General features: G+C 51.7%; 14 protein-coding genes. All 14 read left to right on the top strand.

The features are described 5' to 3' along the window. The 14 genes from ACLGL1_RS04785 (at position 1) to ACLGL1_RS04720 (ending at position 21,510) form a co-directional block, all read left to right on the top strand. The gene (locus ACLGL1_RS04785; RefSeq protein ID WP_411007659.1) at positions 1-687 is read left to right on the top strand and encodes a zinc metallopeptidase; all 687 of its coding nucleotides are present in this window, start codon (positions 1-3) and stop codon (positions 685-687) included. Next, a complete protein-coding gene (gene rsmB / locus ACLGL1_RS04780) occupies positions 680-2,035 on the top strand; it encodes a 16S rRNA (cytosine(967)-C(5))-methyltransferase RsmB (protein ID WP_411007619.1) in 1,356 nt (451 codons plus the stop codon). Before ACLGL1_RS04785 ends, rsmB begins: the two co-directional genes overlap by 8 nt. Further along, positions 2,028-3,092, top strand: a complete 1,065-nt coding sequence (gene rlmN / locus ACLGL1_RS04775; RefSeq protein ID WP_411007618.1) for a 23S rRNA (adenine(2503)-C(2))-methyltransferase RlmN — start codon at positions 2,028-2,030, stop codon at positions 3,090-3,092. Before rsmB ends, rlmN begins: the two co-directional genes overlap by 8 nt. A 28-nt stretch (positions 3,093-3,120) precedes the next feature. Continuing rightward, positions 3,121-5,052 carry an ABC-F family ATP-binding cassette domain-containing protein gene (locus tag ACLGL1_RS04770; protein WP_411007617.1) on the top strand — a complete coding sequence of 644 codons (1,932 nt, stop codon included), beginning with the start codon at positions 3,121-3,123 and terminating at the stop codon, positions 5,050-5,052. After that, the gene (locus tag ACLGL1_RS04765; RefSeq protein WP_411007616.1) at positions 5,045-7,519 is read left to right on the top strand and encodes a DUF3656 domain-containing U32 family peptidase; all 2,475 of its coding nucleotides are present in this window, start codon (positions 5,045-5,047) and stop codon (positions 7,517-7,519) included. Before ACLGL1_RS04770 ends, ACLGL1_RS04765 begins: the two co-directional genes overlap by 8 nt. Then, positions 7,519-9,903 carry an endonuclease MutS2 gene (locus ACLGL1_RS04760; RefSeq protein WP_411007615.1) on the top strand — a complete coding sequence of 795 codons (2,385 nt, stop codon included), beginning with the start codon at positions 7,519-7,521 and terminating at the stop codon, positions 9,901-9,903. The genes ACLGL1_RS04765 and ACLGL1_RS04760 overlap by 1 nt, the downstream gene beginning before the upstream one ends. Positions 9,904-9,911: 8 nt before the next feature. Next, a complete protein-coding gene (mutS, locus tag ACLGL1_RS04755) occupies positions 9,912-12,515 on the top strand; it encodes a DNA mismatch repair protein MutS (protein ID WP_411007614.1) in 2,604 nt (867 codons plus the stop codon). A 13-nt stretch (positions 12,516-12,528) separates the two neighbouring features. Next, positions 12,529-14,508: a DNA mismatch repair endonuclease MutL gene (mutL, locus tag ACLGL1_RS04750; RefSeq protein ID WP_411007613.1), complete on the top strand. Its 1,980-nt coding sequence runs from the start codon at positions 12,529-12,531 to the stop codon at positions 14,506-14,508. 17 nt (positions 14,509-14,525) lie between these two features. After that, positions 14,526-15,452, top strand: coding sequence for a tRNA (adenosine(37)-N6)-dimethylallyltransferase MiaA (miaA, locus tag ACLGL1_RS04745; RefSeq protein ID WP_411007612.1), 927 nt, complete (start codon positions 14,526-14,528; stop codon positions 15,450-15,452). Between the two features lie 82 nt (positions 15,453-15,534). Continuing rightward, positions 15,535-17,922 carry a DNA translocase FtsK 4TM domain-containing protein gene (locus ACLGL1_RS04740; RefSeq protein ID WP_411007611.1) on the top strand — a complete coding sequence of 796 codons (2,388 nt, stop codon included), beginning with the start codon at positions 15,535-15,537 and terminating at the stop codon, positions 17,920-17,922. Positions 17,923-17,937: 15 nt separating this feature from the next. Further along, positions 17,938-19,278: a 30S ribosomal protein S12 methylthiotransferase RimO gene (rimO, locus tag ACLGL1_RS04735; RefSeq protein ID WP_411007610.1), complete on the top strand. Its 1,341-nt coding sequence runs from the start codon at positions 17,938-17,940 to the stop codon at positions 19,276-19,278. Between the two features lies 1 nt (position 19,279). Continuing rightward, positions 19,280-19,798, top strand: a complete 519-nt coding sequence (pgsA, locus tag ACLGL1_RS04730; RefSeq protein WP_411007609.1) for a CDP-diacylglycerol--glycerol-3-phosphate 3-phosphatidyltransferase — start codon at positions 19,280-19,282, stop codon at positions 19,796-19,798. A 19-nt stretch (positions 19,799-19,817) separates the two neighbouring features. Further along, positions 19,818-20,867 carry an endolytic transglycosylase MltG gene (mltG, locus tag ACLGL1_RS04725; RefSeq protein ID WP_411007608.1) on the top strand — a complete coding sequence of 350 codons (1,050 nt, stop codon included), beginning with the start codon at positions 19,818-19,820 and terminating at the stop codon, positions 20,865-20,867. Beyond that, complete coding sequence (locus tag ACLGL1_RS04720; RefSeq protein WP_411007607.1) at positions 20,860-21,510, top strand: O-methyltransferase; 651 nt, start codon at positions 20,860-20,862, stop codon at positions 21,508-21,510. Before mltG ends, ACLGL1_RS04720 begins: the two co-directional genes overlap by 8 nt. The last annotated feature ends 4 nt before the right edge of the window (positions 21,511-21,514 follow it).

Raw genomic sequence — 21,514 nt, 5'->3', positions numbered from 1 at the left:
ATCATGTATTTTGACCCGACATTTCTACTGCTTATTCCCTGCCTGATCTTAGGGGTTTATGCGCAAAGTAAGATATCCAGCACCTATCGCAAGTACAATGACATTGCCAATATGCAGGGCTACACAGGCTTAGATGTGGCCCGCAAAATGCTTGATGATAACGGCCTTTATGATGTAACCATCAGTCAAATCGGTGGCGAACTCAGTGACCATTATGACCCACGTGAAAAGGAAGTCCGTCTATCTTATGACGTTTATTACGGCAATTCTATTTCTGCTGTAGGGATTGCTGCTCATGAAGTTGGCCATGCTATCCAGCATGCCAAGGGCTACTTTCCTTTACGGATTCGTAATACTGTTATCCCCATTACCAACTTCGGTAGCTTTTTGTACCTGCCGCTGATTATCCTGGGAATTGTGTTGAGTGCAGCACCACTTATCAAATGGGGTATTATTTTCTTCTCCCTTATCGTCTTTTTCCAGGTCATCACCCTGCCGGTGGAGTTTAACGCTTCCCGCCGAGCCATTGCGACCTTGGGTGGAGAAAATATTTTGAACCAGGGCGAACTTGCCGGCGCCAAGTCGGTTTTAGGTGCCGCTGCTCTAACCTATGTAGCGGCTGCTGTAACAGCTATTTTTCAACTCTTGCGTTTGATCCTTATTTTTGGAGGTGGCCGCAGTGACTGAGCATCATGCACGTGATCTCGCGGTGCAGATACTCTATGCAGTTGATGAAGAGGGGGCTTATACCAATCTTGAATTGGATAAAGCCCTTTTTTCTTGTGAGCTATCTGCTGAAGATAAGGGCTTGGTCACAGAGTTGGTCTATGGCACGGTGACCTACCGAGACCACCTGGACTATGTTCTGGCCAAGTATAGTAATAAGCCGCTTAAAAAATTAGACAGCTATACCCATAAAATTTTACGGATGGCCCTATATCAATTGATTTTTTTAGACCGGATTCCCGACCATGCTGTCGTCAGTGAGGCCGTCAATACAGCCAAACGGCTCCAAGGTAAACACCAACAGGCAGATAAATTCATCAATGCCATCTTGCGGAACTATCTCAAGGACGACCAGCCGGTGAAGTGGCCGGATAAGCGGAAAAATGCAGCCGGTTACCTGGCCAAGTACTACAGTTTTCCCCAGTGGATTGTAGATACCTGGCTGAAGGAATACGGCAAGGCCGGCGCAGAGGCCTTGTGCCAATATATGAACGCCCGGCCGCCCCTCTTGGCCCGGGTCAATACCCTACAGATCCAACCGGATGCCTTAATTAAAAAACTGGCCCAGGAAGGGGTCCGGGCAGACCGGCTGAACCAGGTCCCGGAAGGTTTAATCCTTTATACGCCGGGAGGCCTTCGCCAGGTCAAGAGTTTTCAGGCCGGCGACTTTATCATCCAGGATGCTTCCTCGATGCTTGTAGCCCATGCCCTGGACCCAAGGCCCGGTGAGCATATTGCTGACCTATGCGCGGCACCAGGGGGGAAGACAACCCATGTCGCCGCCCTGATGAAGGATCAAGGGCGGGTTGATGCCTTTGACCTCCATCCCCACCGGGTCCAGCTGATTAAGGAAAATAGGGATAGACTAGGCATTTCCAGCATTGAGGCCAGGGTCCAGGATGCTCAGACGCTGGAGGCCCAGGGCACCTATGACCGGGTCCTCGTTGACGCCCCCTGTTCCGGTCTAGGCGTGCTCAACCGCCGTCCTGACGCCCGCTGGCACAGACGTCGTCAACAGGTGCCTGACCTGGTGAATTTGCAGGCCGCCATTCTCGATAAGGCGGCTGTGGCCCTCAAAGAAGGCGGGACCCTTCTGTATAGCACTTGTACCACCTTCCGGGCTGAAAATGAAGACCAATGCCAGCACTTCCTCGACCGTCATCCGGACTTTAGACCGGTCCCCTTACCGGACCTTTTACAGCCTTATGTGTTAGAAGGGGCTAGCCATATCTGCCGCATCCTTCCCCAGCGGGATCGAATGGATGGTTTTTTCATTGCGAAATTTCGAAAGGTAGGCCAGGATGACTGACTTAAGAAACCTATCCTTTGATGAGCTGGCCGCCTTGCTGACCAGCTATGGTCAACCGGCCTTCCGGGTGAAGCAGCTCTTTGCCTGGCTCCACGACAAGCAAATCGCCGCCCTGGATGAGGCCCACAATGTAAGTCAGGGCCTCATTGACCAACTGCAGGCAGATGGTTACACTATTGATCCGGCCACCTGCCTTAAAAGGCAGGTCTCCAAGGATGGAACGGAAAAATACCTCTTGGGCCTGGGTGATGGCCAGCTGATTGAATGCGTCCTTATGAAGTACCGCGGCGACTATAGCAAGCAGCGGAATACCCTGTGTGTGTCCAGCCAAGTCGGGTGTGCCATGGGCTGTTCCTTTTGTGCCACTGGGACCCTGGGCTTTCACCGGCAACTCACAGTTGCTGAAATTCTAGGTCAAGTCTATGGGACCAACGCCCTCTTGAAGGCAGAAGGGGAGCCGATGCAGGTCCGTAACCTGGTCTTTATGGGGATGGGGGAACCCTTTGCCAATTTTGATACAGTTCTTAAGGCTATTGATATCCTTTGTGATAAGCGGGGGGCAGACATGGCCAGACGCCGGATGACCATATCCACCTGTGGCTTGGTTCCGGAAATCAAACGGTTTGCAGACCTGCAGACAGATATCGGTCTGGCTATTTCCCTCCATGCATCTAATGATGAAACCCGCCGCCGGCTCATGCCGGTGGCTAAAAGCTATCCTTTAGATCAATTAATAGAGGCCTGTCATTATTACTGTGACAAGACCGGCCGGCGGATCAGCTTTGAATACGCCCTGATTGCCGGTGTTAATGATGGAAATAAAGAGGTCGATGAACTGGTCCGGTTGGTGAAGGGGCTGGACTGCCACTTCAACATCATTCCGGTTAACCCCGTCAGCGGCAAAGATTTTTTCCGGCCGGATATGCGGGCCTCTAGGGCCTTTCAAAATAAACTGGTTGCTAAGGGGCTGGCCGCCAGTATTCGTGAAGAAAAAGGGGCAGATATTGACGGGGCCTGTGGCCAACTTAAAGCCAACCACTTGGCTGCCCCTGAGTAATCCTAATTTATTTCGAAGAGGTGAGACAATGATTGTCCTTCAAGCATCTGACTTACGCCATGCCTATATTGTAGAGCCAACCTTCGACCACCTATCCTTCGTCATCCAAGAGGGTGAAAAGATCGGTCTAATCGGTCCAAATGGCGCCGGAAAAACAACCCTTTTCAAGTGTCTCACCGGTGAACTTCCTATTGAAGCCGGTCAAATCAGCATCCAAAAAGACTGCACCCTGGGCTATTTGGAACAGCGGATTGATTTTCAATCGGATACCGTCTTGCTGGATGCCTTGATGGCTGTTTTTGATGATATCCTTGATATGCGGCGGCAACTCCGCCAGTTAGAGGAAAGAATGAGCCAGGCCGATGGAGGCGGCCTCGAGGACATCTACGACCGCTATGCTGACCTCACCCATGCCTATGAAAAGCAGGGGGGCTATAGCATAGAAAGCCGGGTCAAGGGGGTTATCCAGGGCCTGGGCTTTACAGAAGCGGACTACAACCGCCCCCTCCATACCTTTAGCGGTGGGGAAAGAACCCGGTTGGAGTTGGCCGCTTTACTGGTCCGGGAGCCGGATATTCTGCTCCTGGACGAGCCGACCAACCACCTGGATATTAAGGCTCTTGACTGGCTGGAAGGTTACCTGAAAAACTACAAGGGGAGCCTCCTGCTCATTAGCCACGACCGCTACTTTTTAGACCAGGTTACCAGTAAGATCCTGGAATTGGACCATGGCAGCTTAACGGCCTATCCGGGCAATTATTCCCGCTACCTGGTCTTAAAGCGGGAGGCTGACCTGGCCCATGACAAGGCTGTGGCCAACCAGCAGCGGATGCTTGCCAAGGAGCAGGCCTACATTGAAAAAAACAGGGCCGGCCGGATGGCCAAGCAGGCCCGGGGCCGGGAGAAAAAACTGGCCCGTTTGCAAATCCTGGAAAAGACCGAAAGGGATAAGACGGCCCATTTTAAGGATTTTGATGTGGATATGTCCGCCAAGATTGTCTTGGACCTTCATGACCTTGCCCAGGGCTTTGACCAGGACCTACTTTTCTCCCACTTGCATTTAACCGTCTACCGGCAGGATAAGATTGGCATCATTGGGCCCAACGGTTGTGGCAAGTCCAGCCTATTAAAGACCATTATTGGGCAAATTTCTCCTGCTGCCGGCGAAGTGGCCTTTGGATCCAGAGTCCATTGGGCCTACTTTGACCAGGAACAATCCCGGCTGGACTACGAGAGCACGGTCTTAGACCAAATCCTCTACCACACGGACTTAAATCTACCCGAATCCCGGAGCGAGCTGGCTAAAATGCTCTTTTTTGAAAGCGACTGGGATAAGCAGGTGAAAAGCCTATCTGGTGGGGAAAAGGCCCGGCTGTCCCTGCTTATGCTTTTGCTGGAACGGCCAAACTTTATCATTATGGACGAACCGACCAACCACCTGGATATAGCTTCTAAGCAAATCATGGAGGCCTACTTAAAGGAATACCCCGGGACCCTTCTCATTGTCAGCCATGACCGCTACTTCTTAGATGAGGTGACAGATAAAACATGGGCCTTTGATAACCGAGAGGTTCAGATCTATTATGGCAACTATAGCTACTACCGGGAAAAATTGGCCGAACAGGCAGAGTTGGCGGCCTTGAAAAGCCAGGAGAAAGGCCTTGATGCAAAAGAGGAAGCCAAAAGCCCTGCGCCTAAAAAAGACGGTAAAAATAAATTAAGCAAGAGTAAGCTGAGAGACCAGATTGCTCGGGCTGAAAAAGAAATTGCTGAAAAAGAAGAGGCCTTGGAAGCAGTGGAGGGGGCCCTTCTTGAAGCGGCGCAAAACTATACGCAAGAGTCCCAGGCGGCCTATGAAGCCCAGCTTTTAGAAAAGGACCAACTTGAAGCAGATCTGGAAAACCTGTATCATACTTGGAGTACATCGAGCGAGTTATTGGAGGCGTTAATCGATGAATAAGCCCGAATTATTAGCACCGGCCGGAGACCTATCCTGCCTGCAAACGGCTGTCAACGTCGGTGCGGACGCTGTTTATTTCGGGGGTCAAGCCTTTAGCGCTCGGGCCTATGCTAAAAACTTTGGCCCGGAAGAAATCCGGGCCGGCATTGATTATGCCCACCGGTATGGGGTCAAGACCTACTGCACAGTCAATACCTTGCTCTTTAACCATGAGTTGAGCCAGGCCCTAGAGGCCGTTTATGACCTCTACGAAGCTGGAGTGGATGCCTTAATTATTCAGGACCTGGGTCTGGCTACTCTCTTGCGGCAAGAGCTGCCGGACTTGCCCCTCCATGGGTCTACCCAAATGGTTGTCCATAATGCGGCAGGTGCCCTTCAACTCCATGAGCTTGGCTTTGAGCGCGTCGTCCTAGCACGGGAGTGTACTACAGAGGATATCAAAAAAATCCATCAGGCCTCGCCCATAGAGCTGGAGGTCTTTATCCATGGGGCCCTCTGCATGGGCTATTCGGGAAACTGCCTGATGAGTAGCTTCTGCGGCGGACGGAGCGGTAACCGCGGGGCCTGTGCCCAGCCCTGTCGACAAAACTACCAGCTCCTCGATGACCAGGCCCAGGTCGTGGAGGAGGGGCACTTGCTCAGCATGAAAGACCTGTGCACCCTGAAAGAACTGCCGTCCCTGCTCCAACTGGGGATTAGTTCTCTGAAGATTGAAGGACGGATGAAAAAAGAAGCTTATATCGCCTCAACAGTCAGTGCCTATCGTAAGCAGATCGATGCCTGTATGACCCACCAGCCGCTGACCAGTCAAGAGGTCAGCCGTGAAATCAATAAAATGGCCCAGATTTATAACCGGGGTGGCTTTACCCAGGGTTACCTTGGTGGGGCGGAAAAAGAGGACCTACTCAGCACCCGGCTGGCCAACCACAAGGGGATTCCCCTGGGCCAGGTCAAGAAAGTGGAAAAAAACCGTCTGCTTGTCAGCCTTGCTCAACCCCTGGCCCTCGGTGATGGGTACGTTTTACTAGATGGGGAGGGCGCTGTCCTTGATGGTGGCTATATCAATAAAATATTTATCCGTCAGGAAGCAGTTCGAAAAGCAAAAAAAGGCGACCTGGTTGAACTGCCGAGCCAGGTGAAAAAAATTCCCGGTGGTCCCTATCATATTTTTAAGAGCTATGACAACCAACTTGTCAAGGGCCTGGCCCGGGAGGAAAAACAAATCCCTGCCGGCAAGGACCGCTTGGATATCTATCTTTATGCCACTGTAGGTGCACCCTTAACGGCTCAAGTCATGGCTTCTGACCAAGAACTACCGGTAACCCTTGAAGATGAGTATATTGTTCAAGCGGCTAACCGCCAGGCCACTGATTTAGAGGTGGTACGGAAGCAACTGGACCGCTTGGGTGGGACCCGGTTTATTTTAGGGGAAGTTGGCTTGGAGGCAGGAGAGGATGTATTTATCCCGGCCAGCGTCTTAAACCGGGTCAGACGGTTAACTGTTGAGGCTTTTTCTGAAGAAGAGACCGACCGGGAAAAAAGAAGCAGGGAGGCCTTTTTAGAGGGGGCCTATACCCGCCTAGACCGCATTCCGCCCCAAGTCAAGACCTGGCCCCTGCCGGACCTGGCTGTTACCGTGGCCAGTCCTGACCAGGCCCAGCTGGCCTTGGCCTGGGGCGCTCACCACATCATTATCAAGGTATCGGCCCAGGCCGCCCCCTTCCCCTGGAAAGAAGCGGACATTGTCTCCCTGCTTGCTGCCGGTTGCCAGGTCAGCGCTGAAGAAGGCCCCATTGTCATGCCGGATCAGCAAAAGATCTCTACAAACCGCCTGCACCAATTGGCGCAATGGGGCGTGAGCACCTGCTATATCAGTAACATCTCTCAGCTGGCGGCCAAGCAGTGGTACGAGAACCTAAGAGGCAGCTACCCCCTCAATGTCACCAATGATGTGACCCTGAGTTTTTGGACCCAGGCGGGCTTATCCGGTCTGACCCTGTCCCCTGAATTAAGTCGGGAGCAGATTGATGACTTATCAGCTATCGGCAATGTGCCGCTGGAAATCATTGTTGCCGGCCGCTACCCCCTCCTGCAGAGTGCTTACGGATCTTTAACGGAAGCCGGACAGACTGATTTGGACCATCCCGCAGTCCTCCACCAGGCCAAGGGCAGCCAGTTCCCCTGTTCTGAAAACAGCTACGGAGACCTTCTGGTCCTCAATGGGCGGCTCCTGTCTTTATATGAGCATATGGACGACCTCCTGGCCTTATCCCTCGATAGTTGGCGGATTGAAGGGGCCTATCTAAGCCAGGCAGAGCTGTCTACCCTGGTCGAGGTATTTGCTGATGCCCTGACCCGGTATGCTCAGGGCGAACCGGCCTTTAAGGCAACAGATGCAGACCGCCTCGCTGGGTTAATGAAGGATACCCCTCCGGCCGATGAACAGTTCACACAAGGAGTGTTTTAATGAATACAGCTGCTGGCCTAGCAGATTCTAAAACCCTGGAAAAATTAGATTACTTTAAAATTATAGACCGCCTGGAGAAGGAATGTTCATCCCAGCTGGGTAAACAGGCTGCCAGTCGCTTGAGACCGATGACCCATGCCCGGGAAATTGCCCTGGGGCAAGCGGAAACGGCAGAGGCCCTATCCCTCTTAGAAGTGGATGGCGACATTCCCCTGGGCGGCATCCATGACATCAGGGACCTGTTAAAAACAGTTAAGGTGGGGGGCGTCTTAGAAGGGCCTGCCTTCTTACAAATCTATACCGTCCTTTATGCGACCAAGCGGCTTAAAAATTTCCTTTTGGACAAGCACAGTGCCAGTGAAATCCCCGCCTTAGCCGACTGGGCAGAAGGGCTCCATGTTTTTGACACCTTGACCAAGAGTATTAAAAGAAAAATAGGGGATGATGGCGAGGTCCTGGACCATGCTTCCGACAAGCTATCTAATATCCGTCGCAACCAGACCAGCCTCCGCCAGCAGGTCCGCAGCCAAATGGAAAAAATGCTGCATAATAGAAATTATGAGGACTATTTCCAAGACCAGATTCTAACCATCCGGAATAACCGCTTCGTCTTTTCGGTCAAGGCCAGCTACCGGTCAAAAATGCCGGGCATCATTCATGACCAAAGTGCCAGCGGAGCCACCCTTTTCATCGAACCCCTAGCCCTGGTTGAAAAGAACAACAATATAGCTGCTCTGGAATTGGCCGATCGAGAGGAGGTCTTGCGAATTTTAAGGGAAATGGCCGATCTGCTCCGGCCTTATGTGCCCAATTTACTTGATAACCTTGAATTTTTAGCTCACCTGGACCTCACCTTTGGCAAGGGCCGGCTGGCCCTGCAAATGAAGGCCGTTGCCCCGGATTTTGAAGAGGGGACCTTTTTTGAATTGATCAAGGCCCGTCACCCCCTTTTAGACCCGGAAACGGTGGTGCCGATTGACATCGACCTGGGCGCCCACCGCCAGGCACTCATCATCACCGGGCCCAATACCGGCGGGAAGACCCTGAGCCTTAAGACAGCGGGTCTCTTAATCCTGATGCACCAGTCCGGTCTCCACATTCCGGTGCGTGAAGATAGTCGGATAGGCCTTTTTAGGCGGGTTTTTGCCGATATTGGCGATGAACAGAGTATTGAACAGTCCTTGAGTACCTTTTCAGCCCATTTAACAAAAATCTGCCAAATCCTACCGGAATTGGACAAGGACACCCTGGTTTTATATGATGAGCTTGGGGCCGGCACAGACCCGTCTGAAGGGGCGGCCCTGGCCATTGCCATTTTGGAAGAGTCCCTGGCCAAGGGCAGTTATGTCTTGGCGACGACCCACTATAGCCGGCTGAAGCGGTTTGCCTACCACTGGCCGGGTGTCACCAATGCCAGTGTCGAATTTGACGTCGAGTCCCTCCAACCCACCTACCGGCTCTTAATTGGGGTCCCCGGGAACAGTAATGCCTTTGCCATTGCCAAGCGGATTGGTTTAAAGGAAAGGGTTATTGACCGGGCCGACCAACTGGCTAAAGAGGTTGAAAGTGAGACCGAACGGCTCATCAAAAATTTGCAAGAAGAACAATTGCGGACGGCAGAATTAGACCGACAGTTAAAGGATTTGCAAGAGGAACTGGACCGTCGGGAAGCGGATCTTAGACATAAGGCCTCGACTTTGGCCAAACAGGAAGAGGCCATGCTGGCCCACAGTAAAGACAAGGCCGCTAAAATTTTAACCGAGGCCCGGGCTGAAGCAGACCTCATTGAACAAGAACTGAAAAAACTGCGAAAGGACCCCTCCCAAAAAGGGGTCAGTCAGGTTAGGCAGCTGGGCCGTCGGGCGGCAAAAGGCGCCGCCCGCTTACGTCATAAAAACGAGGTTAGTACCCATAAGCCCTTGGAAAAAGATAGCCTTGAAGTGGGCCAAGACGTCTACCTACCGAAATTTTCCCAGGGAGCAACGGTCCTGGAATTGCCGGATAAAAAGGGAGACTTGTTGGTCCAGGCCGGCCCCATGAAGTTAAATGTGAATATCAGTGACCTAGCCCATGGCGGCAGCGCCGGCCGGTCCTCAACAGCCGGTAATCCTAAGAAGTCAGCCGGCAAAAAAGTCAAGTCTGTTTCTACGGAACTGGATATTCGCGGCCAGTACCCTGAAGATGGGGTAGCCATCATGGATAAGTACCTGGACGAAGCAGCCCTCAATAACTTAAATGAAGTTACCATCATTCATGGCAAGGGCACCGGTATCTTACGTCAGGCTGTGCATACCGCCCTGAAGAAAAACAGCCATGTCGCCGATTACCGCCTGGGGGACTTTAGTGAAGGTGGCGACGGCGCCACAATCGTCCAGATTAAATAGGAGGAAGCATGCAAGGAACAACGCCGATGTTCAAACAGTACAATGCCATTAAAACTGAGCACGAGGATGCCATCCTCTTTTTTAGGATGGGCGATTTCTATGAAATGTTTGGTGAAGATGCAGAAACAGCCAGCCGGGTCCTGGGCCTGGCCTTAACGGCCCGAGATGGGGGGAACAATATTAAAGTACCCATGTGCGGGGTTCCTTTTCATTCCTCCGAATCCTATGTGGCCACCTTGGTAAGCCAGGGCTATAAGGTCGCCATTTGCGAACAGGTCGAAGACCCCAAGGAAGCCAAGGGGCTGGTTAAAAGAGAAGTCATCCGGATTATTACCCCGGGGATTGTCTTAGATGACCAGATGCTTGCTAAGGATAATAACTATATAGCCGCTGTAGCTTCTGGCGGTAAAAAGACCAGCTTTGCCATCGCTGACGCCTCTACCGGTGAATTCTTTGCCCTTTACCCCACTGATACCAGTACGGCCCTGGAAGAGCTGGACCGCTACCATCCGGTTGAAATTATCTACAGTGAGTCGGATAGGAGTCTATTAGCGCAATGCCAGGAGGCCCTTGGAGACCACGGTATTCAATACAATGGCCACTATGAACACGCCTTCCACCTGGAGGATGCTGAAGCCTACCTCAAGGGCCACTTCCAGGTCAATAGCCTGGAAGTCTTCGGCTATGCCAACCCCTCAAGAGAGGGGGCAGCCATTGCTGCTGCCGGTGGTCTTTTGAGTTATATCGAAACCATGCAGCGGAGTAAGGCGGCTAATATTACCCAATTCCACCTCACCCAGATTGATGACTACATGGTCCTAGACCGGGCCACCCGCTACAACTTAGAATTGGAGCGGTCCCTGGCCTTTAATGATGGGGCCCCAGCCCTCCTGGATATTTTAGATGAGACCAAAACCGCCTTTGGCCGCCGCCTCTTGCGCCAGTGGCTGGAACACCCCCTGACCCAGCGGCCGGAAATAGAAAACCGGCTGGCTGCCACAGCAGAATTTTTCCATGCCCACCAGGCAAGAGAGGCCTTGAGGGACCAGCTTGAACACGTTCTGGATATGGAGCGGATTACCTCCCGGATTTCCTACCAAACGGCCAATGCCAAAGACCTCCTCTCATTAAAACAGTCTCTTATGCGGCTACCGGCTATTAAAAGGGTCGTCGGCCAGCTCATAACCCCCAGCTTCCAGGCCCTTGACAGGTCTTTTGATACCCTCCAGGACCTTTATGCCTTCCTGGACCGGGCCATAGCAGAGGATGCCCCCTTTTCCCTCCGTGATGGTGGCCTCATTCGCGATGGCTATAGTGATGAGGTTGATGAGCTCCGTAGCATGGTTGGGGATGGTAAAAACTGGCTGACCGACTTCCTGGACCGGGAGCGGGAAAGGACCAATATTAAAAACTTGAAGGTCGGCTTCAACAAGGTCTTTGGCTACTACATTGAAATCACCAAGAGCCAGTTGGACAAGGCTCCGGCAGACTACGAAAGAAAGCAGACCCTGGCTAATTCGGAAAGGTATATCACTCCGGACCTCAAGGATATGGAGGCAAAAATGTTGGGGGCCAGCGACCGGTTGAAAAGCCTGGAGTATGACCTCTTTGTCGATATCCGTCGCCAGCTGGGGGACCATGTGGCAAGGATTTTGGCTAGCAGCCGGCTCTTAGCCCTCCTAGATGTCCATGCCGGTTTGGCCACCTGCGCCATCCGTAACCAGTACACCCGGCCGGTTCCCCAGGACCAAGGCATTGCCATTCGTGGCCTGCGCCACCCTATGGTTGAGCAGGCCGTAGGGGCAACGAACTATGTGGCCAACGATGTCTCCTTTGATCCCCGCACTTCTCGTTTTGTCCTTTTAACCGGGCCGAATATGAGTGGTAAGAGCACCTACTGCCGGAGCATTGCCATTGCTTCGATTATGATGCAGATTGGGTCCTTTGTGCCGGCAGAGGCCGCAGAAATCGCCGTTGTCGACCGGGTCTTTGCCCGGATTGGGGCTAGTGACCAGCTTTCTAAGGGGCAGAGTACTTTTATGGTTGAAATGAACGAGGTCTCCAATATCTTGAATTACGCCACCAGCCGGTCCTTGGTGGTCCTGGACGAAGTTGGCCGGGGGACCAGCACCTACGATGGCCTTTCCATTGCCTATGCGATTGTCCGTTATATGAATGCGCGGATTCAGGCCATGACCATCTTTGCCACTCACTACCACGAATTAACCAGCCTGGCCCAAGACAATGGGATTGTTAACCGGTCTGTAGCGGTAGATGATGTCGGCTCTGACATTGTCTTCCGGCATACCATTAAAGAGGGACCAGCCAGTAAGAGCTACGGCATTCATGTCGCTAAAATGGCCGGCTTGCCGGCAGAAATCATTGCCATGGCAGAGAATGCCCTCCAGACCCTGGAAAAAGAAGGAAAGGCCAATTTAAAGGCTGTGAAGGATGAGGACATTAGCCTCAGGGGGCAAAACTTGCAATTAGAGCAATTTATTAGCCTAGTGGCCAACTGGGATATCGAGGGCATGTCCGTCGGGGACTTGTTAAACCGGGCCCTGGCACTGAAGGAAGAAGCAGGCCGGTTCCTCCGGTCTTCAGATCAATAGAAAGGTAGTTCCTATGGGTCAAATTAATATACTTAGCCCACAAATCGCCAATAAAATAGCCGCTGGAGAAGTGATTGAGCGGCCGGTATCTGTCGTCAAGGAGCTTCTGGAAAATGCCATTGATGCCGGGGCGGATACCATTGATATCCAGCTCCAGGCCGGCGGCATGCGGCTCATCCAGGTGACAGACAATGGCAGTGGCATGACCAAGGATGACCTGCCCCTGGCCTTTGAACGTCATGCCACCAGCAAAATATCGGACTTTAACGACCTTTTTGCCCTACATAGCTTTGGTTTCCGGGGGGAGGCTTTGGCCAGCATTGCTACTGTCAGTCAGGCCTCTGCCACCAGTGGCACTGCGAAAGAGGAAAAGACCTGGAAGTACAACCCCGGCGCCAACCCCGGCGAGGCCTTTGAGGCCGTAGCCCCTCGCCAGGGGACCCAAATAGAGGTCCGCAACCTCTTTTACAATGTGCCTGCCCGGCGTAAATTCGTAAAATCGGAAAGCTATGAGTTCGGCCAGTGTGCAGAGCTCTTTAGTGTCTACGCCACCGCCTATCCCCAGGTGACCTTCACCTTATCCCACAATAACCAACTGGTTTACACGACCGTGGGGCGGGATTCTGTCGAAGACCGCTTTGTTTACTTCCGGAGCGCAGACCTCCAGGGGCACTTACTCCATCTGGAAGAAGTGGAACTGGCACCGGGGATTTTTGCAGAAGCCTGGATGAGCGATGCAAGCGTCACCCGGAATAACCGGAAAGAAATGACGGTCTTTGTCAATGGTCGCTGGGTCAAGAGTAAGGAAATTAATACCCTTATTGAAAATGCCTACCACACCTATATCCCCAAGGGACGGTTTCCTTCCAGCCTGCTGTTATTGACGGTGCCTCCGGATACCCTGGATGTGAACATCCATCCGGCTAAAACCACGGTAAAAATTGCCCATCCGGGCTTGTGGCAAAGTCAATTGGAAGACTTGGTCAGAGATATCATCTGGAAGGACCGGGTAGCCCTGACTTACACCCCGGCAGCCTTGCGGGAAGACGATTTAGCTGACAAGGGCTTATTTTCAGAGGAGCAAGAGTCAGAAGCAATAGATCCCCCCTTCAGCTTAGGCCGGCAGGAGGGGAGGGGGGCGGCTAAGGGCCCCTTTCCCCGGTCCCAGCAGCTCCCCTTTAACTCAGATGCCTATACCAGTCACCAGGCCCCTGCATTTAGCCCTGTACCTGAAGTGAGTGACCAGCGCTCAACCTATCAGTATGAGAAAAATGAAGAGGCTGCAAGTGACCATCCAGCTTTAGCGCATGAGCGTCCGACTTTGGATATCGACCCTGAAGCCAACAGGGGCTTTTTGGCCAGCTCCCTTGATGTAGCTGCTGAGGAGCCCTTGGATATCGGAGACCTTCACGACCTCCAGGTGATTGGTCAATTAAATAATACCTTTATTCTTGCCCAAAGTAAGAAGGCCCTTTATATCATTGACCAGCACACCTGCCATGAGCGGATCCTGTACGATGCCTTTATGGCCCAAGAAAAGGAAGAAAAAGTCCTGATCCAGCACCTGCTCCATCCCTTTCCCCTGGACTTGACCCCCAGGGAGAAGGATGCAACCAACCGGGCCATCCTGGCCTTACGGGATATGGGGATTATCATTGAGGTCATCGACGAGGACTATAGCGTTGTGGCCCTGCCGGCGGTTTTGGTGCATGTGCCCAATATCAAGGACTTTATCCTGGAAATCCTCGATATTTTTGAAGAAAACCCCCGGCTGACCATCGCTGAAATCCGGGAGGAAGTCTTGACCACCCGGGCCTGTAAGTCGGCAGTCAAGGCCAACTGGCCCCTCAGCCATGCAGAACAACATGCCCTGATCCAGAGCCTGGCCAAGCTGTCGTCTCCCCGGACCTGCCCCCATGGCCGGCCTATCTTTATTGAAATCAGCATGAATGATTTGTATCTCTTTTTCAAAAGAGGAAGCTTTCCCGGGTAAGGGGTAAAGGAGTAGGTATGCAAAAATTATTGGTTCTTGTTGGGCCGACAGCCAGTGGTAAAACCGACTTAAGCATTGAGGTGGCGAAGACCCTGGATGCAGAAATCATATCCGGTGACTCTATGCAGATTTATCAAGGCATGGCCATCAGTACCGCCCAGCCCTCTCTAGAGGAAATGGCCGGTGTCGTTCATTATGGGATTGCCGACCGTCCGCCGGCCGAGGCCTATTCTGCAGCCCAGTTTCAAGCAGCTGCCCGTCAGCGGATTGAGGATATCGGCCAAAGGGGGAAGGTTCCCTTTGTCGTCGGCGGCACCGGGCTGTACATTAATGGCCTGATTTATGACTACCAGTATGCCGACACCGACCGGCAGAGGCGCCTTTTAGCGGAGCAAAAGGTTCAAGAATTGGGTCTGGCCACAGTGGTCAACTTCCTTCTCGAAAGGGCCCCGGACCTCTTGAACCATGTTGAGAAAAGGGACCCCCGGCGGGTGATCCGGGCCCTGGAATTATACTACTTGAAACAGAAGGATTTCCTGGAAAAGGATATGCTGGCCAAGTATCAGCAAAAGGCCTATGACTTAACTTTCTTTGGCCTGACCATGGACCGGAAACGCCTGTATGAGCGGATTAACCGCCGGGTTGACCTCATGGTTGACCAGGGCCTTTTAACTGAGGTGGAAGCCTTATTGCAGCAAGGCTTGCCGGCCGATACCCCGGCCTTGAGGGCCATTGGGGTCAAGGAATTCATCCCCTATTTTCAAGGGGAAATGTCCCTGGAAAAAGCCATCAATGACGTGAAAAAGAATACCCGGCGATTTGCCAAGCGGCAGCTGACCTGGTTTCGACGGGACCCGAATTTAATTTGGCTGAATTTAGACGTCCTCTCTAAGGCAGAGGCGGCGGAAAAAATAATCGCTACTTTTAAAGGAAAAGAGAAATGACTTAAAAGTATCGCACTTTCCTTTTCACCTTATTCATGATATGATGACTTGATATGAATTACCTATTACGGAGGTGATGTTTTTGGCTAGAAAAAAACAACTTGATCGGTCAAATATCCTATTGCGCGTGCTAAGTGGATTAATACTTATTATTTTAGCCGGCTACCTAGTCTGGGTTTTAGCACAAGGCGCTGGTATCCATCCCTCTAATCTCAATGATGAGATGGGGGTATTGGGTGGCTTCTTCTATCGAGTTATTCATTCCTTGGCTGGCTCGGGCGGCTTCCTTGTACCGATTCTCATTGGGACCCTAGGGGTCCATCTCAGTGTGCCACGTTTTTCACCCAACCGCCTCCAGGTGATTGGCTTTATTGGCATAGCCGTCCTGTTTTTAGGCATCAAGCACCTTAATATTGAACTGGAAAAGAGCTTTGAATATGGCAGGGATGGGATTGGCGGCGGCCTGATTGGGGCCCTGGTTTCCTACCTGTTTGTTAAACTTTTTGGGGCTACAGGCACCCGGCTGATTATGATTGCCGGCATGGTGATTTTCTTATACTATGGCAGTGAAGGCAAGTTGGTCATTTGGCTAAAAAGCCTGGCCAACAATTTACGCCCGGCGATTGGAAAATTTACAGACCAGTTCAGACATTTTGTCTTTGTTGATGACCACCAGGCTGGAGACCGGCCTGCTAAGGAAGGTCATAATAAACTGATTGACCGGGTAAAAAGTCGCTTACCTGAAAAAAAAGCCCAGAAACAATTGGCCGCTGCTGATAACTCACCTGTAGAAAAGGAGCGGACCGAAAGACCTAGAAAGAAAAGGAAGGGCCAGGCGGAAAAAAACAACCCCACCCTGGCGGACCAGACCATTTTTATCAGCAACTTGAAAGAGTTTGAAGAAGAGTTAAGGGAAGAGGATGCCCGTCAGCAGGTCCAGTCCTATGTAGAAAGTGGCCTGGCAGATGCCGTTGCAGCCAAGGCCCATTCGCCCCAACAGCTTTACCACCTGCCTTCTGTTGACCTTTTAGAAGATGTCTCTAAAAAGGGGTTAAAGATTGACCAGGCAGAAATTGACGAAAATGCCCGGACCCTGGTTGAAACTCTGGATAACTTTGGGGTCAAGGGGGCCATCCACTCGGTGAGTGTGGGCCCGACCATTACCGAGTATGAGTTCCAACCGGCAGCCGGCGTCAAGGTCAGTAAAATCCTCAACCTGGCCGATGACCTGGCCCTTAACCTGGCCACGACCGGGATTCGAATTCAAGCACCGATTCCGGGCAAGCCGGCGGTGGGCATTGAAGTACCTAACAAGCGGGCCCGGGTCGTGCGGATCAAGGAATTAATCGCAGGCAAGGCCTTCCAAGAGGCCGATAGCCCCTTGAGTGTTGTCCTCGGTAAGGATATCAGTGGCCAGTCAATCGTCACTGATTTATCCAAAATGCCCCACCTCCTGATTGCCGGGTCGACTGGGTCCGGGAAGAGTGTTTGCTTAAACGCCCTCATTATTAGCCTGCTTTACAAGGCCAAGCCCTATGAAGTCAAGCTGCTCATGATCGACCCCAAAATGGTTGAGCTGGGCAACTATAACGGGATTCCCCACCTCCTGGCACCGGTGGTTACCGATCCTAAAAAGGCAGCCGGTACCCTGCGCTGGGCGGTCAAGGAAATGGAAAAGCGGTATGAAAAATTTGCCGCGACAGGGGCTAAGGACATCCGCCGTTATAATGAAAAGTGTCTCGAACGGCAAGCCAAGGGAGAGTTTTCCCCAGAAACAGAAACCCTGCCGAATATTGTCATCATTATTGATGAATTGGCAGACCTCATGATGGTCGCGCCGGCTGATGTAGAGGATGCTATCTGCCGCCTGGCCCAGATGGCCCGGGCCGCCGGCATGCACCTGGTCATCGCTACCCAGCGCCCCTCTGTTGATGTCATCACCGGAATTATCAAAGCCAATATCCCGTCCCGGATTGCCTTTGCTGTTTCCTCCCAGGTCGATTCCAGAACCATCCTGGATATGGGCGGGGCTGAGAAGCTGCTTGGTCGCGGTGATATGCTCTTTTACCCAACAGGCATAGCTAAACCCAAGCGGGTTCAGGGCGTTTTTGTAACCGATGATGAGATTGATGCAGTGGTAGAGGCGGTTAAAGCTGAAGCCCAACCAAACTATGATGAAGAAGTGATGGCCGCTGAAGTGGCCATGGCTGAAAATGGTCAAAAAGGCGAAGCCGGCGAAGCGGCCTACGATGACCTGCTCCCGGATGCCTGCCGACTCTTTATTGAGAGTGGTCAGGCCAGCATTTCCATGCTGCAACGTCATTTTAGAATTGGCTATACCCGGGCTGCCCGGATTATTGACCAGCTTGAAGACCTAGGCTATGTAGGCCCCTATGAAGGCAGTAAACCACGACAAATCAAGATGACCCTGGAGGAATACGAGGAAGTATTCAACAACAGCAATACCTAATGGAGGCTATACAGCGTGAAGCATATATATATCGAAACCCTTGGTTGTGCGAAAAATACCGTCTATAGTGAAGTGATGGCAGGCTTACTGTCATCCGGTGACTTCAGCTTAACAAATGATCCCCAGATGGCTGAGGTAATCATTGTCAATACCTGTGGCTTTATTACCGCCGCCAAGGAAGAATCGATTAATACATTACTGGCCTATGCTGACTATAAAGAATCCGGTCACTTAGAGCTTTTAATTGCCTTGGGTTGCCTGGTCCAAAAGTATGCCGATGAATTAGAAGAGGCCATGCCGGAAGTGGACCTTTTCCTAGGGACGACCGGTTATGACCACATCGTGGAGATTATCCAGGACTACTACCAGGCCGGTCAGCCGCCCATCCAAGTGGATCGCTACTGGCGTCTTCCTGAGGCCAAGGACTATGAAGCCCGGCTGGTCAGTACGCCAGGGCATTATGCTTACCTCTCTATCGCTGAAGGCTGCAATAATCGCTGCTCCTACTGTGCCATTCCTGACATGCAGGGCCCTTATAGGTCCCGGCCTATGGAGGATATCCTGGCTGAAGCGGAGGCCATTGTGGCCCAGGGCACCCGGGAACTCATTCTGATCGCTCAAGATACCAGCTACTATGGCCTTGACTTATACGGTAAGCCTCAACTAGCTACCTTGCTGCGTAAGCTTTGCCAGGTTGAGGACTTGGAATGGATCCGCCTTTTATATGCCTATCCGGACCATATTACCGATGAACTCATTACCTGCTTTAAAGAAGAGGCCAAGATTTGCAACTACATTGATATGCCGCTTCAGCATATTAATGATGATATCCTGGATTCGATGCGCCGCCATATCACTAAGGCTGAAATCAAAGATATTATTCACCGATTCCGGCTAGCCATTCCGGATATGGTTTTTCGGACAACCTTTATTACCGGCTATCCCGGCGAAACGGAGGATCAGTTTGTCGATCTTCTGGCCTTCTTAAAGGAAGCTAAGCTGGACCGGGTCGGCGTCTTTCCCTATTCCCAGGAGGACCGGACCCCTGCTGGACAAATGCCCAATCAAATCCCGGAAGAAATCCGTGAAGAGAGAGCTCAGGTCCTGATGGATGACCAGTTCCAAATCATGCAGGACAAGCACCGGGCAGCAGAGGGAGAAGAGCGGCTGGTGGTCGTGGAAGAAATCAGCCCGGATATAGAGGGCCTTTACCTGACTCGGAGTTTTGCTGAGGCCCCGGATATTGACCCCTTTATTCTGGTCCAAGCCGAAGTAGGGGCTTATCAAGTGGGAGATACCTTACAGGTCCGCCTAACTGGCGTTGATGAATATGATATGGTAGGGGAGTTGATCTAAGATGATGAATCTACCGAATATGCTAACCACTTTACGGATTGTTATGATCCCCTTGTACCTCATCTTTCAAATGGTGGGATCGGGACGAGCGGAAGTGGTGGCCGCTATTATTTTTATTGCAGCCTCCTTCACAGACTTTCTCGACGGCTACCTGGCCCGAAAGAATAACCTGGTGACCAATTACGGGAAGATTATGGACCCCCTGGCTGATAAGTTGCTGGTCTTAACGGCCCTCATTGCCCTGGCGGTCCAAAACAAACTGGCCATTTGGGTGGTTATCATTATCTTGGCCCGGGAACTGGGCATTACCAGCTTACGGGCAGTGGCCTCTTCAGAAGGAATTGTTATTGCAGCCGGTCCCTGGGGGAAGGTTAAAACGGTTACCCAAATGGTAGCCATTGTCTTACTAATACTGGGCTGGCCCTTCGGTACGGCCTTGATTTATCTCGCTGTCCTTTTAACAATCATTTCTGCTGTCGACTATGTGGTGAAATTTAGCCACCAAGTTTCTTGGCAGTGAGTATAATTAGGGTGGTCATATGGCAATAAAAGCAAGAAAAAAACGCTCAAAAATGGGCTGTTTATTAGGCCTTTGCTTACTTTTGCTCGTCGGCATTGGCCTAGGGATTATTCTTCTCAGCCAGATGGATACTGTATCCGGCGATGAAATCGCCAACCTAGAAGAAACCAAGCGGATTGACTTTACCATTGATCCGAATGATAACCTAGAAACCGTCGCCATGCGGTTAGAAAATGAAGGCTTCATCAAAGAAGACAGTCACTTTCTGGAATACGTCAAGAACAACGAAGACAACCAGGTGCCCCGGCCTGGAAGCTATAAGATTAGTGCGGCCATGCCCTTGAAGCGCATTAGCGCCATTCTCATGCGGCCAAAGGGGGCCACCCGGGTCATCACCATTCCCCCGGGGATTACCCTAAGCGATGTCGCATACCTTTTTGAAAAGAAAGAGATTTGTTCTAAACAAAAGTTCTGGGAAACGGTCAGGAACGGTCAGTTTATCGGCTATTCCTTTATCACCTCGCCCGGTGGCGATGACACCCGCTTAGAAGGCTATCTTTTTCCCGGCACCTATGAATATGAAGATAATATGGACCCGGAAAGCGTCATCGAGCTGATGCTGGATAATTTTGATGCCCACACGAAAAAGATACCCAAACGTACCAATAAGTTGAACGACCGACAAACGGTTATCCTGGCCTCTATGCTTGAGCGGGAAGCCAGGAGTGATGGCGAAAAACCGGCCATTGCCTCTGTTTATATTAACCGCTTAAACAAGAATATGCCCCTGCAGTGTGATGCTACCATCGCCTATGCGATGAATGAGAAGGGGAGGGCCTTAAACTTTGCCGATTATCAAATCAAGTCGCCCTATAATACTTATTTACACAAGGGATTTCCCCCGTCGCCTATTTGTAATCCTAGTATGACCTCCCTGGTGGCGGCTTCCAATCCAGCCAAAACAAATTATTACTTCTATCTTTTTAACACCCAAACCCGGAATGCCCACGTTTTTGCCAGGACCTACGAAGAGCACTTGAAAAATAGAAAGATTTACGGTTATGACTGACTACCAAGCCTATCCGAATGAAAGCGCCTATCTAGAGGCGCTTTTTCCGGAATCAAATGAAATAAAAAGCATGCGAGCCTATGCAGAAGAAAACCATATTCCGGTGATCGTCCCGGAGGTGGCTCGGACCTTGAAGATGATTGCTGCCCTAAAAAAACCGGTGCATATCTTAGAGTTGGGGACAGCCATCGGTCTATCCACCCTGACCCTGGCCCAAGCGGCCCCAGCGGCTAAAATTACCAGTATTGAGATCAATGAAAAGCGCTATGCAGATGCAAGGCGCTTTCTTGCTTCATATCTTGTTAGCGGCCAGGTTCAACTGATCCAGGGCGATATCCGCTCGGAGGTTTTTTGGGCGTCAGCCGGGCTCAAGGACCAGGTCTATGACCTTATCTTTATCGATGCCGCCAAGGGGCAGTATGCGACTCTGGCCGACCGATTGTGGCAGCATGTCAGCCCGGGCGGATTGATGGTTTTTGATGACGTCCTGCAGCACGGTTGGGTCGCTACCCTGGCCTATCCCAGCCATAGGCAAAAAACGGCCGTATTGAGACTTCGGCAATTCCTGGAAGATGTCGCAGCCAGTGGGCGGGGTCATGTCTTAAATATCGATGATGGCGTCTTGCTTTTAATCAAGGAGTAGAGGA

Origin of the sequence: Peptococcus simiae (assembly GCF_046569735.1) — a bacterium.
GTDB lineage: Bacteria > Bacillota > Peptococcia > Peptococcales > Peptococcaceae > Peptococcus > Peptococcus simiae_A.
This window is presented reverse-complemented; position numbering and strand designations above follow the sequence as displayed.

Coding starts and splice junctions, on each gene's coding strand:
- rlmN (WP_411007618.1), top strand. CDS start 2,028: ATGACTGACTTAAGAAACCTATCCTTTGATGAGCTGGCCGCCTTGCTG.
- ACLGL1_RS04770 (WP_411007617.1), top strand. CDS start 3,121: ATGATTGTCCTTCAAGCATCTGACTTACGCCATGCCTATATTGTAGAG.
- ACLGL1_RS04765 (WP_411007616.1), top strand. CDS start 5,045: ATGAATAAGCCCGAATTATTAGCACCGGCCGGAGACCTATCCTGCCTG.
- ACLGL1_RS04760 (WP_411007615.1), top strand. CDS start 7,519: ATGAATACAGCTGCTGGCCTAGCAGATTCTAAAACCCTGGAAAAATTA.
- mutS (WP_411007614.1), top strand. CDS start 9,912: ATGCAAGGAACAACGCCGATGTTCAAACAGTACAATGCCATTAAAACT.
- mutL (WP_411007613.1), top strand. CDS start 12,529: ATGGGTCAAATTAATATACTTAGCCCACAAATCGCCAATAAAATAGCC.
- miaA (WP_411007612.1), top strand. CDS start 14,526: ATGCAAAAATTATTGGTTCTTGTTGGGCCGACAGCCAGTGGTAAAACC.
- pgsA (WP_411007609.1), top strand. CDS start 19,280: ATGATGAATCTACCGAATATGCTAACCACTTTACGGATTGTTATGATC.
- mltG (WP_411007608.1), top strand. CDS start 19,818: ATGGCAATAAAAGCAAGAAAAAAACGCTCAAAAATGGGCTGTTTATTA.
- ACLGL1_RS04720 (WP_411007607.1), top strand. CDS start 20,860: ATGACTGACTACCAAGCCTATCCGAATGAAAGCGCCTATCTAGAGGCG.